Below are 11,447 nucleotides of genomic sequence, written 5' to 3'. Positions count from 1 at the left end.
CGCTAAATTTTCTTCCCCGGCATTCGTCTTAGTGGAAGAGTTGCTGTTAATGAGAATCTTTCTGATTAGTGTTTTTGCTGGGGAGTGAGTGGTTGATGCAGCGTTTAGCGAAGTACCGGTTGTCGAAATGCCCGTTCAACAAGGCGCGCCTGCCATTGGCCATGGGTTATGCCCTGGCATTGCTGGTCAACCCGTTGCAGGCTGCAGAAGGGCCCGTCGAACTGGAGAGCATGCGCATCACCGGCGAGCTGGACAGCCCGGTCGGCGAAGACACCGGCTACGTGGCGAAGAACAGCCGTAGCGCGACCAAGATCAACACGCCGCTCAATGAAACCCCGCGCTCGGTTTCGGTGGTCACTCAGCAGCAGATGGACGACCGTAATGTGCAGACCGTCAGCGATGCGCTGCGTTATGTGCCGGGTGTCCAGGCGGGCTACTTCGGCGAGGACAACAAGCAGGACTGGTTTATCATTCGCGGCTTTAAACAGGCCAACAATGGCTTGTTTATGGACGGCGCGCGTATCTACTCCAGTGCCTTCTACAGCTGGCAGATCGACCCTTACATGCTCGAGCGTATCGAGGTGCTCAAGGGTGCCTCCTCGGTGCTTTACGGCCAGACCCCGCCTGGCGGCCTGATCAATCTGCAGAGCAAGCGCCCGAGCGCCGAGCACAGAAATGAAATTGCCATTCAATACGGCAGCTTCGAGCGCAAGCAGCTGAGTCTGGATGTGGGCGGCAAGCTCGACGAGCAGGGCGACCTGCTGTACCGCGTGGTGGCGCTGAGCCGCGACACCGGCACCCAGGTCGACGATGTGGATGCCGAGCGCCTGCTGCTGGCACCGTCGCTGACCATGAATTTCGATGCCGACACTTCCCTGACCCTGCTGGCCAGTTTCCAGAAAGACAACTCGGACCCGCAGCTGCAGTTTCTCCCGGCCAGCGGCACCATCGCCCCTAACCCGAACGGCAAGATCGATACCGATACCGCCGTCGGCGATCCCGGCTACGAGAAGTTCAACCGCACCCAATACACCCTGGGCTACGAATTCAATCACCGCCTTAGCGATGCCTGGGATTTCCAGCAGAACCTGCGCTATGGCCATATGGATCTGGAGCTGCGCCAGCTCTACAGCCTCGGCTACGTCAACGACTCTATCCCCGGCCTCGATCCGAGCCAGCGCCTGATTGCCCGTGGCCTGACCTACCGCGACGGCCAGGCGGACAACGTGTCGGTGGACAACCGCCTGCTCGGCAACTGGATCGGCAATGGCTGGGAAAACAGCCTGCTGCTCGGCGTCGACTACCAGCAGCTGAAGATCGACGACCGCAGCCCGGCGCGCGACGCCAGCTTCCCCAGCGTGCCGCTGCTGGATATCTACAACCCCAAACATGCCGGCGCAGTGACCTTGCCCATAGTCGGCAGCATTACCCCGACCTACGGCCAGTCGATCGATCCCGGTGCGTTGCAGCGTAAACAGACCCGCGCCGATCAGATCGGCTTGTATTTCCAGGAGCAGCTCAAGCTCGATGACCGTTGGGTCTTCCTGCTGGGTGGGCGTTACGACAAGTCGCGCAGCGATTTCGACAATAAAAGCACTGGCACCGGCTTCAATGTCCGCGACGAAGACTTCACCTGGAGCAGCGGAGTTGCCTATGTCTTCGACAATGGTCTGACCCCTTATGCCAGCTATTCCGAGTTCTTCCTGCCGGTTACCGATCTGAATTCCAGCACCGGCAAACCCTTCGAGCCGGAGCAGGGCGATCAGAAAGAGCTGGGCTTGAAGTATCAGCCGCCAGGCTTCGACGGCTCGTTCAACGTCGCGCTGTTCGAACTGACCCAGGAAAACGTCCGGAAAACCCTGACCGGAGGGATTCAGACCCAGCTGGGCGAGGTGCGCAGTCGTGGTATCGAACTGGAGGCCCAGGCCAACGTCACCGAGAGCCTGAGCCTGGTGGCCAGCTATACCAAGCTCGACCCGGAAACGACCAAAACCACCCGCGCGGCGGAAAAAGGCAAGACCCCGGCCAACGTCGCCGACGAGATGGCCTCGATCTGGGCGCATTACCGGGTCCGTGGCGGCGCGCTCAATGGCCTGGCCTTCGGTGCCGGGGCGCGGCATACCAGCTCCAGCTACGGGGATAACACCGAGACCCTGGAAGTGCCGTCCTATACCCTTATCGATGGCATGGTCAGTTACGACTGGGACAACTTCCGGGTTCAGCTCAACGCCAATAACCTGACCGACAAGGAATACATCACCGCCTGCGACTACTACTGCTGGTACGGCAACCGTCGCAATATCATCGCCAGTGCCAGCTATGCCTGGTAAGCCGCCACGCAGCCTGCCGTTGCCCGATGGGCAGCGGTTGAGCCTCGCCGACGATGGCGTTTGCCTGGCCCTGCGCCTGGACGAGCAGCCGCTGCTGAGGGCCCGCCGCCTGCAGCATGGCACTGGGCAAGTGCTGCAACCCGTGGAATTGCCCCTGCAGGCCCAGGCCGCAGCCCTCGAGTTGCTGGCGTACGCCTGCTTCGCCGGCGATGCCGCCTGCCAGGCCGTGGCGCTGATGCTCGATGAGGTCGACCCGGGGTTGCTGGCGCGCGGCCTGCTGGTGGCCGGGGATGCTCACGGTCTGTGGCTGATCGAGCGGAGCATGTTCTGGCAACTGCCGGGGCGCTTTCTGCGCGCAGCGGGCAGCGCCGGTTACCCGCACAGCCTGGTCATGCATGCGAGCGGACGGCGTCATCCGCTGCGCCCGCCGAAGCCGGTCGGGGAGCTCTATCGGCGCTTCGATGCCCGCCTCGGTGTGTGGATCGCTCTGCGCAGCCTGGATATCGAAGGCGATCTGCCCCGCTTCAACCGCTGGCAGAACCATCCACGGGTGGCGGCCTTCTGGCAGGAGGAGGGCGACCTCGAACAGCATCGGCGTTACCTGTCCGAATTGGCGGCGGACCCGCGCGTGCTGACCCTGGTCGGTGCCTTCGACGAGCAGCCTTTCGCCTATTACGAAGCCTACTGGGCCAAGGAGGACCGCATCGCGCCCTTCTATGCGGCCGAGGATTACGACCGCGGCATCCATATGCTGGTTGGCGAGGACGCCCACCGCGGCCCGCACAAGGTCGCCGCCTGGCTCGGCGCGTTGGTGCATTACCTGTTTCTCGACGAGCCGCGCACCCAGCGCATCGTCTGCGAGCCGCGCGCCGACAACGCGCGGATGATCCAGCACCTGCAGGCGCTGGGTTTCGCCAAGCACAAGGAGTTCGACTTTCCGCACAAACGCGCCGCACTGATGGTGCTGGAGCGGGAAGCCTATTTTGCCCGCTGCACGCTCTGTTGAGATGGTGTTTACAAATTACTGCGCTCGGCCATGCAGCGTTGAAACCAGCCCGGGACACGGCGTCTCAAAATGCTCATGTACTACTCGTACACTCCGCTTTTTCGGCTGTTTTCGCCTTGCCTGGCCATCGCTCGCTATTTTTGTAAACGTCATCTGGGGCGCGCCGCAATAACACGAGCCGCGCTTAACGCGGCCACTGATGAGGTTAGGCGGGACGCATGGCGTCCTATTACCAGCCACAGACCACAGAATCGGTGCCGGACATGAGTATTGAAACGCTGGAATACGACGTAATCGGCCTGGGCTTCGGCCCGGCCAACCTGGCCATTGCCGTGGCCCTGGAGGAAGATCGACGGGTTGGCGAAGGCGGCCTGCGCTACTGCTTCCTGGAAAAGAAGCCGGCCTTTGAATGGCATGGCGGCATGCTCCTGGAAGACAGCCGCATGCAGATCTCCTTCCTCAAGGACCTGGCGACCCTGCGCAACCCGGCGAGCCGCTTCACCTTTATCAATTACCTGCACCAGAAGCGCCGCCTGGAACCCTTTATCAATATCGGCAGCTTCAATCCCTCGCGCGTCGAGTACAACGACTACCTCGGTTGGGCCGCCGGCCATTTCGCCGAGCGTGTGCATTACGGTGAGGAAGTGATAGCTGTGGAAGCCATCGAGGAGCACGGCGAGGTGCAGCGCCTGCGGGTGATTTCCCGCTATGCCGACGGCCGCACCCGTGCGCGGGTTACCCGTAACCTGGTGGTCGGCATCGGCGGCCTGCCGGCGATCCCCGAGGCGTTCCGGCAGTTGCGCGACGAGCCGCGGGTGATCCACTCCTCGCAGTATCGGGAGCGAGTCGATAGCCTGCATGGCGACCGTGAGCAGCCCCAGCGCCTGGCGGTGATCGGATCCGGGCAGAGCGCGGCGGAAATCTTCAGCGACCTCACCGGGCGCTTTCCGCATGCCGAGGTTTCCCTGATCATGCGCAGCCACGCGTTGCGTCCGGCGGATGACAGCCCCTTCGTCAACGAGATTTTCGACCCCTCGTACACCGACCTGATCTACCAGCAACCCCATGCCGTGCGTCAGGAGCTGATCCGCGCCCATGCCCATACCAACTATTCGGTGGTCAACCTGGACCTGATCGAGCGCATCTACCAAGGCTTGTACCAGCAGTCCATCACCGGGCGCAGCACTCAGCGGCTGCTCGCCAATCGGCAGATCCATGCAGTCGAGGCCGTCGCCGAAGGTATTCGTCTGAGCCTAAGCGACAGTCACAGCGGCCACAACGAGGTGCGCGAGTTCGACGGCGTGGTGCTCGCCACCGGTTACCGGCGCGATGGTCACCAGCGCCTGCTCGAAGGCGTCAGCCAGTACCTTGCCGTAGGCGAGGTCGAGCGTCGCTACCGGCTGCCGACCGAGGCTGGCTTCGCCCCCAACATCTACCTGCAAGGCTGCTGCGAGGCCAGCCACGGCCTCAGCGATACCCTGTTGTCGGTGCTCTCGGTGCGCTCCCAGGAAGTGGTGGACGCGCTGCTGGAGCAGGGCCGACGACCGCGTTCCGCCGCCAGTGCCTGCGCATGACGAGAACCTGACGTTGATCCCAGCCATTGCTCCGCTGTTTCAGGGCCAGTTCGCCCATTATCGTGACGTGCTGACCCTGAGCGACGATCCCCGCCCGGCCGTGCCCGCGCGGGAGTTCGTCGAGCCGCAGCGGCTGGAGGAGTGCTTGCTGCGCTTCGGCCCCGAGCATGCCGATGGCGATCGCCGCGCGCTGCTGTCGCTCTGGTCGAAATATTACTTTCTGCGCCTGATTCCGCCGGTACTGGCGGCGGGCCTGATCCTCAATTGGCGGTTGCCGCTGGACTTCGACGCGATCGAAGTGGTGGTGGGAGCCGATGGCTTGCCCGAAGCCTTCAAGTTGCCCGACGCGGGCGAGCGTTGGGCCAGTCCGCCCGGCGATGGTTTCGAGCGTTTCTCCGGGCTGCTGGACGACAACCTCGCGCCTTTTATCGCGGCCCTCAACCGCTATCGCAAGGTCGCGCCACGGGTGCTGTGGAGCAATGCCGGCAACTACGTCGAATGGTTTATGGGCACCCTGGGTCGCCTGCCGTTTCCCGCCGCGACCCTGGCCCACGGCAATGCGCTGCTGCAAACCCGGCTGCGCCCGGACGGCTCGCGCAACCCGTTGTTCGAGCCGGTGCGTTATATCGAGCAGGGCGAAGGCCAGGTGCCCTGGCGCCAGCGGCGCACCTGCTGCATCCGCAACCAGTTGGCCATGGAAATGTGCGACAACTGCCCGCACCTCGATTGCCCGCCGGCGGAAGGCGGCGCGCTGGATTGAAGGAAATCCGGGGAACGAGAGCTGGGTAGGGTGGATCGGGGCGCGTAGCTGACGCTTTATCCATCCACCAATAGCGAAGGTGGATGAAAAAGACGTCATCCACCCTACGACTTCGCCATCAACGCGCGCTCAACGCTTACGCAGACACAACATAAAGTAGGCTCCGCCCACCAGCGAGGCGAGCAGGCCCGCCGGTAGCTGGATCGGGAATAGCAGATTGCGCCCCAGCCAGTCGGCCAGCACCATCACGCTTGCCCCGAGCAGCGCCGCGCCGAGCAGTTGCGGCAGGGCGCGGGTCAGCCCGAGCAGGCGCGCCAGGTGCGGGGCGAGCAGGCCGATAAAGCTCAGCGGGCCGACGATCAGGGTCGCGCCGGCGGTCAGCAGCGCCGCGAGCAGCAGCAGGTACACGCGGCTTTTGCCCAGGTGCACGCCCAGTGCCTTGGCGCTGCTGTCGCCCAGGGGCAGCAGTTCCAGCCAGCGCGCGCAGGGCAGGGCCGCCAGCAGCAGAAGCACGGCGCAGAGCAGCACGCCTAAGGCCGTTTGCCCCGTGACGAAGTAGGTCGAGCCGGACAACCAGCTCAGCAGGTTCTGCCCGCGCGGGTCGCCGCCGGCGAGGATGATCACCTGCAAGGCATCGAAAAACGCGCTGATGGCGATGCCGATCAACAACACCCGCTCCGGGGCGAAGCCGCTGCGCCGGCTCATGCCGAGCAGCAACAGCAGGGTCAGCAGGGCACCCAGGCCGCCGAGCGCGAGTTGCGCCGGCAGCCCGGAGTAGGGCAGCAGAAACAGCACGGCGATCAGCCCGAGCGCCGCCCCGGCGCTGATCCCCAATACTTCCGGGCTGGCCATGGGGTTGCCGGTCAGGCGCTGCAGCAGCGTGCCGGCGATCGCCAGCATCAAGCCGGCGGCCGCAGCCGCGGTCACCCGCGGCAAGCGCCAATCGAGCAGTTGCAGCTCGCTCAGCTGCCATTGCCAGCCCTCGAGACCCTTGCCGATGGCCAGCGCCAGCAACAGGCTGGCAAGCAGCAGGCCGCCCAGTTGCAGCAGGCGCAGGGTCGGTCGCGGATAGCGCAGGGTCGCGGAGTCGCTTGCGGCTTGGGGCTGGCCACCGGTCAGTTTCAGCCGTGGCAGCAGCCAGAGCAGCAGCGGCGCACCGAGCAGCGCGGTGGCGGCACCGGTGGGAATCAGCTCGGCCAGGCTGCCGGCCAGCTGCTGGATGCCGAGGTCGGTGACGCACAGCAGCAGCGCGCCCAGGATGGGTGCCCAGATCAGTCGGGCGCGCAGCGTGCGTGCGCCGAGCAGGCGGACCAGGGCCGGTGCGGCCAGGCCGATAAAGCCGATCACCCCGACCACGCTGACCACACAGGCGCTGAGGAACACCGCCAGGGTCAGGCTGGAAAAGCGCAGGAACTGAATCGGTACGCCGAGGCTTTTCGCGCCGTTGTCATCGAGTTCGAGCAGGCCGAGCGGGCGCAGCAAGGGCAGCAGTAGGAGCAGACCCAGGCCCAGGCGCGGCAGCAGAAAATCCACGCCGTTCCAGCTGTTCTGGCTCAGCGAGCCCGAGCCCCAGATAAATACCGCATTCATGTCCTGTTGCTGGATCAGCATCAGGCTGGTGTTCAGCGCGCTCAGATACAGGCTGACCACCAGACCGGCGAGGATCAGGGTCAAGGGTGCCAGGCCGCGACGCCAGGCCAGGCTGAAGACCAGCAGCGCGGCGGTGCCACCGCCGGCCATAGCCACCCATTCGCGGCCGACCAGCAGCAAGCCGGGGGCCCACAGCGTGGCGACCACCAGGGCCAATTGCGCGCCGCTGGCCACGCCCAGGGTGGTGGGCGAGGCCAGGGGGTTGCGCAGCACCTGTTGCATCACAGACCCGGCCAGGGCCAGGGTGGCACCGCACAGCGCCGCCATGCACAGGCGCGGCAGCCAGCTGTAGTGCACGACCAACTGGCGGATGTCGCTGTCGTCCGGCTGCCCGAACGCCTGCAACCACAGCGTGTCGGGCAGGCGCAGGCTCAGGTCATTAAGCGCCAGGGCCAAGGCGCTTAACAGCAGCAGGGCGCACAGCCAGGCGGGGCTGGTAGCGAAGCCAATGCGTGCGGAGAGCGGCAAGCGGGCCACCGATTCAGTCATGACTGTATTCCTCGATCAAGCGCTGCTCGAGCAGGCCGGCGAAACGCTCGGCGGCCAGCAGCCCGTTGAAACTCCACACCGGTGGCAGGCCATAGACCCGCTGTTCACGCACCATCGGCAGGCGCTGCCACAGAGCGCTGTCGGCCAGGCCCTGGGCGGTGCCGGGCGGCAGGGGTTCGAGATAGATCAGTGCGGCAGCCGGTTGTTCGCTCAGGCGCTCGATCCCCGCCTGGGTAAAGCCCCAGTAGTTGGTCGGGCCCTGCCAGGCGTTGCGCAGGCCGACGCGATCCAGCACGCCCTGGTAGAGGCTCTGCTTGCCGAACAGGCGCACATGCCGGGCATCGAGAAAGGTGGCGATATACAACGCCGGAAATGGGTAGTGACTCAGGCGCTGGCGCACCTGCAGCAGCCTGGCGTCGATCCGCTCGATCAAGGCTTCGCCCTCGGCCTCGCGGCCGAGCAGAGCAGCCAGCTCGCGGGTGACCTGCTGCGCGCCGACATAGCCTTCCGCCTCGCGGGTGTAGATGGCCAGGGAATGTACCGGGGCGATGCGTTCGAGCTGGGCGCGGCTGGCCTCGAATTGCGGGGTGATCAGGATCAGGTCGGGTTCGAGCTGGCTGAGCAGCTCCAGATTGGGCTCGACGCGCAGGCCGAGGTCGACCACATCCGCCGGCAACGCGGGGGGGCCGACCCAGCGCCGGTAGCCTTCGGTCTGCGCCACGGCGATGGGGGTGACGCCCAGCCCCAGCAGGGTTTCGGCGATGCCCCAGTCGATCACCGCGATGCGTTGCGGCGGTGCGGCCTGGGCAACGGAGCAGAACAGGAACAGGCAGAACGCAAGCCAGGCACGCATCAGTTGACCACAGCGATGGGTTGGCCGGCATGCTGCAGCACATTCATCGGAATGCCGTAGATGGCTTCCAGGGTGCTGTCGGTCATCAGTTCCTGCGGGCTGCCCTGGGTCAGCAGGCGGCCACTGTGCAGAGCGATCAGGCGGTCGCAGTAACGGCTGGCCATATTGATGTCGTGCAGCACCACCACCACGCCCAGGTCGAGGCGCTGGCTGAGCTCGCGCACCAGGGCCAGTACCTCGACCTGATGGGCGATATCCAGGGCCGAGGTTGGCTCGTCGAGCAGTAGGTAACGGCTGTCCTGGGCCAGCAGCATGGCCAGCCAGACGCGCTGGCGCTCGCCGCCGGACAGGCTGTCGACCAGGCGCTCGGCGAAGCGCTCGGTATCGGTCAGCGCCAGGGCCTGTGCGACCTTTTCATGATCCTTTTGGCTGAAGCGGCCGAGCAGGCCGTGCCAGGGGTAGCGGCCGAAACCCACCAGCTCGCGCACCGTCAGGCTGGACGCCGCCGGCAACTGCTGCGGCAGGTAGGCCACTTCACGGGCAAAGGCGCGTTCCTGCCAGTCGGCGAGCGGTTTGCCGTCCAGGCTCAGGCTGCCATGGCTCGGTGCCTGTTGGCGGGCCAGCAGTTTCAGCAGGGTGGATTTGCCGGAGCCGTTGTGCCCGATCAGGCCGACCATCTGGCCGTGGGCGATGCTCAGGCTGAGCGGATGCAACAGGGTGCGGTCGGACAGACTGAAGCTGACGCTCTGCAGGTCGAACATACAAGGCTCCAAAAACGCTCCTGCGGTGGCGGGCAGGAAAACGCGAACCTTAATTCATAATGCTAATGCTTATCAATTGTTATGGGGTTTGGTCCTGTGGATCGTGCATGCGACGAGGGCGCGCGACCGCAGAAGAGCGGGCAATACCCGCATCGGGCTCGTAGCCCGAAGATGCGTCGGTGCAATCCGGGCTACGGGGTTGCTGCTTGGCGTGTCGCGGAGGTGGCGCTAAAACGGTGCGGGGCACTCGAAGCGCATGCGCTCGCCGCTTTGCGGGTGGCTCAGGCTGAGCATGCTGGCGTGCAAGCACAGGCGCGGGTAGGCGGCCAGGGCTTGTTCATGGGCGTACAGGCCGTCGCCGAGCAGCGGGTGGCCGATCGATAGCATATGCACGCGCAGCTGGTGCGAGCGCCCGGTGATCGGGGTCAGCTCGACCCGGCAGTAGTCGCCGCAGCGCTCGAGGATGCGCCAGTGGGTCAGGGCGTGCTTGCCCAGCTCATGGTCGACCACGTGGCGTGGCTTGGTCGGCGGATCGTAGCGCAGCGGCAGGTCGATGCTGCCGCTGTCAGTGGCCGGCTGGCCCCAGCACAGGGCGGTGTAGGCCTTCTCGGTTTCGCGGTCGTGGAACTGTCGCGACAGTTCGCGGTGGCTGTCGGCGTCGCGGGCCAGGACGATGATTCCCGAGGTTTCCCAGTCCAGGCGATGGACGATGCGCGCCTCGGGGAAACCGTTTTCCTGCAGGCGGGTGACCAGACAGTCGCGGTTGTCCTCGGCGCGGCCAGGCACCGAGAGCAGCAGGGTGGGCTTGTTGATCACCAGCAGGGCGGCGTCCTGGTGGAGGATTGCGACATTCGACAGCGGCATGGGCTTTCCACAAATAGAAACGGCGGCCTGGGCCGCCGTTGCATGCTCTCAACCAATCAGCGGTCAGGGAGCGTGATGTTAAGTTCCAGAATGGAACAGCTGCCCTGGTTTTCCAGTGCAACCTGTACCTGATCCGAATCGATATTGACGTACTTGCGAATCACCTCGACCAACTCTTGCTGCAGGGCCGGCAGGTAATCCGGCTGGCTGCGCTGGCCGCGTTCGTGGGCGACGATGATCTGCAGACGCTCTTTCGCGATGGACGCAGTGGTTTCCTTTTTGCGTTCACGAAAGAAGTCAAAAATATTCATTAGCGAGCTCCAAACAGGCGTTGCATGAGTCCTTTCTTCTGCACGTCGAGAAAGCGATGGGCAACTTCCTTGCCGAGCAGGCGGTCGACGGCGTCACTGTAGGCCTGGCCAGCGTCGCTCTGGTCATCGAGGATGACCGGCACGCCCTGGTTCGAGGCCTTGAGTACGGCTTGCGATTCCGGGATCACGCCGAGCAGGCGGATGGCGAGGATTTCCTCGACGTCTTCCACGCCGAGCATTTCGCCCTTGGTCACGCGCTCGGGGTTGTAACGGGTCAGCAGCAGGTGCTCCTTGATCGGCTCTTCGCCGTTCACCGCGCGGCGCGATTTGCTCGCCAGCAGGCCGAGCATGCGGTCGGAGTCGCGTACCGAGGAGACCTCGGGGTTGGTCACGACAATCGCCTCATCGGCGAAGTACATGGCCAGGTGGGCACCTTTCTCGATACCGGCCGGCGAGTCGCAGACTACGTATTCGAAGTCCTTGCGCAGTTCCTCGATGACTTTTTCCACGCCTTCTTCGGTCAGCGCGTCCTTGTCGCGGGTCTGGCTGGCGGCCAGCACATAGAGGTTTTCCAGGCGCTTGTCCTTGATCAGCGCCTGCTTCAGCGTGGCTTCGCCGTTGACCACGTTGACGAAGTCGTACACCACGCGGCGTTCGCAACCCATGATCAGGTCGAGGTTGCGCAGGCCGACGTCGAAGTCGACGATAACGGTTTTGTGCCCGCGCAGGGCGAGGCCGGTACCGATGGCGGCGCTGGTGGTGGTTTTACCGACGCCACCCTTGCCGGATGTAACTACGAGGATCTTGGCCAAGGTGATTCACCCCAAAATGTAAAAAATGCAGGTTTCC

The 11,447-nt window shown here is 64.5% G+C and carries 10 protein-coding genes; 4 read left to right on the top strand and 6 right to left on the bottom strand.

Translation table 11 applies throughout. The features are described 5' to 3' along the window. Positions 1-95: 95 nt before the first annotated feature. From AACY13_RS14145 to fhuF, 4 genes are all read left to right on the top strand, one after another. Positions 96-2,330: a TonB-dependent siderophore receptor gene (locus AACY13_RS14145; protein WP_339462211.1), complete on the top strand. Its 2,235-nt coding sequence runs from the start codon at positions 96-98 to the stop codon at positions 2,328-2,330. Beyond that, a complete protein-coding gene (locus AACY13_RS14140) occupies positions 2,320-3,336 on the top strand; it encodes a GNAT family N-acetyltransferase (protein ID WP_339462210.1) in 1,017 nt (338 codons plus the stop codon). The genes AACY13_RS14145 and AACY13_RS14140 overlap by 11 nt, the downstream gene beginning before the upstream one ends. Positions 3,337-3,599: 263 nt before the next feature. Further along, positions 3,600-4,910, top strand: coding sequence for a lysine N(6)-hydroxylase/L-ornithine N(5)-oxygenase family protein (locus tag AACY13_RS14135; RefSeq protein ID WP_339462209.1), 1,311 nt, complete (start codon positions 3,600-3,602; stop codon positions 4,908-4,910). Between the two features lie 13 nt (positions 4,911-4,923). Further along, positions 4,924-5,670 (top strand): siderophore-iron reductase FhuF, encoded by a 747-nt coding sequence (gene fhuF, locus AACY13_RS14130; RefSeq protein WP_339462208.1) that lies wholly within the window; start codon positions 4,924-4,926, stop codon positions 5,668-5,670. A 129-nt stretch (positions 5,671-5,799) separates the two neighbouring features. Here the strand turns inward: fhuF and fhuB are convergent, their stop codons facing one another. From fhuB to minD, 6 genes are all read right to left on the bottom strand, one after another. Then, a complete protein-coding gene (gene fhuB, locus AACY13_RS14125) occupies positions 5,800-7,809 on the bottom strand; it encodes a Fe(3+)-hydroxamate ABC transporter permease FhuB (protein ID WP_339462207.1) in 2,010 nt (669 codons plus the stop codon). After that, positions 7,802-8,662, bottom strand: coding sequence for an ABC transporter substrate-binding protein (locus AACY13_RS14120; protein ID WP_339462206.1), 861 nt, complete (start codon positions 8,660-8,662; stop codon positions 7,802-7,804). The genes fhuB and AACY13_RS14120 overlap by 8 nt, the downstream gene beginning before the upstream one ends. After that, entirely contained in the window at positions 8,662-9,423 is a 762-nt protein-coding gene (locus AACY13_RS14115) for an ATP-binding cassette domain-containing protein (protein ID WP_339462205.1), read from the bottom strand. The genes AACY13_RS14120 and AACY13_RS14115 overlap by 1 nt, the downstream gene beginning before the upstream one ends. Positions 9,424-9,651: 228 nt before the next feature. After that, positions 9,652-10,287: an RluA family pseudouridine synthase gene (locus tag AACY13_RS14110; RefSeq protein WP_339462204.1), complete on the bottom strand. Its 636-nt coding sequence runs from the start codon at positions 10,285-10,287 to the stop codon at positions 9,652-9,654. 56 nt (positions 10,288-10,343) lie between these two features. Next, positions 10,344-10,598, bottom strand: a complete 255-nt coding sequence (minE, locus tag AACY13_RS14105; RefSeq protein WP_025165363.1) for a cell division topological specificity factor MinE — start codon at positions 10,596-10,598, stop codon at positions 10,344-10,346. After that, positions 10,598-11,410, bottom strand: coding sequence for a septum site-determining protein MinD (gene minD / locus AACY13_RS14100; protein ID WP_090499474.1), 813 nt, complete (start codon positions 11,408-11,410; stop codon positions 10,598-10,600). Before minD ends, minE begins: the two co-directional genes overlap by 1 nt. Positions 11,411-11,447 lie beyond the last annotated feature (37 nt).

This window comes from Pseudomonas sp. EA_105y_Pfl2_R69 (assembly GCF_963970915.1).
Lineage (GTDB): Bacteria > Pseudomonadota > Gammaproteobacteria > Pseudomonadales > Pseudomonadaceae > Aquipseudomonas.
This window is presented reverse-complemented; position numbering and strand designations above follow the sequence as displayed.

What these genes read in the sequence shown, in the direction of transcription:
- AACY13_RS14140 (WP_339462210.1), top strand. Translation starts at nt 2,320, where the DNA reads ATGCCTGGTAAGCCGCCACGCAGCCTGCCGTTGCCCGATGGGCAGCGG.
- AACY13_RS14110 (WP_339462204.1), bottom strand. Translation starts at nt 10,287, where the DNA reads ATGCCGCTGTCGAATGTCGCAATCCTCCACCAGGACGCCGCCCTGCTG.
- minE (WP_025165363.1), bottom strand. Translation starts at nt 10,598, where the DNA reads ATGAATATTTTTGACTTCTTTCGTGAACGCAAAAAGGAAACCACTGCG.
- AACY13_RS14120 (WP_339462206.1), bottom strand. Translation starts at nt 8,662, where the DNA reads ATGCGTGCCTGGCTTGCGTTCTGCCTGTTCCTGTTCTGCTCCGTTGCC.
- AACY13_RS14135 (WP_339462209.1), top strand. Translation starts at nt 3,600, where the DNA reads ATGAGTATTGAAACGCTGGAATACGACGTAATCGGCCTGGGCTTCGGC.
- AACY13_RS14115 (WP_339462205.1), bottom strand. Translation starts at nt 9,423, where the DNA reads ATGTTCGACCTGCAGAGCGTCAGCTTCAGTCTGTCCGACCGCACCCTG.
- fhuB (WP_339462207.1), bottom strand. Translation starts at nt 7,809, where the DNA reads ATGACTGAATCGGTGGCCCGCTTGCCGCTCTCCGCACGCATTGGCTTC.
- AACY13_RS14145 (WP_339462211.1), top strand. Translation starts at nt 96, where the DNA reads ATGCAGCGTTTAGCGAAGTACCGGTTGTCGAAATGCCCGTTCAACAAG.